Source organism: Streptomyces sp. DH12 (assembly GCF_020873895.1).
Taxonomy (GTDB): Bacteria; Actinomycetota; Actinomycetes; order Streptomycetales; family Streptomycetaceae; genus Streptomyces.
This window is the reverse complement of record NZ_JAHWGT010001160.1, coordinates 1-443: the sequence shown is the minus strand read 5'-3', so window position 1 is coordinate 443 and position 443 is coordinate 1. Positions and strand designations below refer to the sequence as shown.

Genomic DNA, 443 nt, shown 5'->3' with positions numbered 1-443 from the left:
CTTCATCCGTACGGCCCTCGCGGGTACCCCGCGCGGGCCCGCGCAACCGCGCCGCTCAGCCCACCGCGCTGCCGTGCAGCGGCGCCGTGTTCTCCCCGGCCCCCTCCCGCATGCCCCGCAGGAACTCCTCCACCACCTGCGTCGCCGTGCGCGTCGGCCGCCAGCCGAGTTCCACCCGGGCCCGGGTGCCGTCCATCAGCGGCAGCCGCAGCACCGCGTCGAACAGGTGCGGGGACGCGGGCAGCAGGCGCAGCCCCCAGGCCGCGGCGACCGCCGACCGGGCCGCGGCGCGCGGCAGCCGTACCCGGCGCGTGCCCAGCATCTCGCCCAGCAGCTCCACGTCCACCGTCGGCTCCGCCGCGAGGTTGTACGGCCCCCGCGCCTGCGCGGACAGCACCGCCAGCCGGTACGCCTGCGCCGCGTCGTCCGTGTGCAGCACCTGC

Annotated in this window: 1 pseudogene; it reads right to left on the bottom strand. The window is 78.3% G+C overall.

Going from position 1 to position 443, the window contains the following annotated elements:
* Positions 1–55: 55 nt before the first annotated feature.
* A pseudogene (locus LPA54_RS39040) lies at positions 56–443 on the bottom strand (NAD-dependent epimerase); the annotation flags it as partial.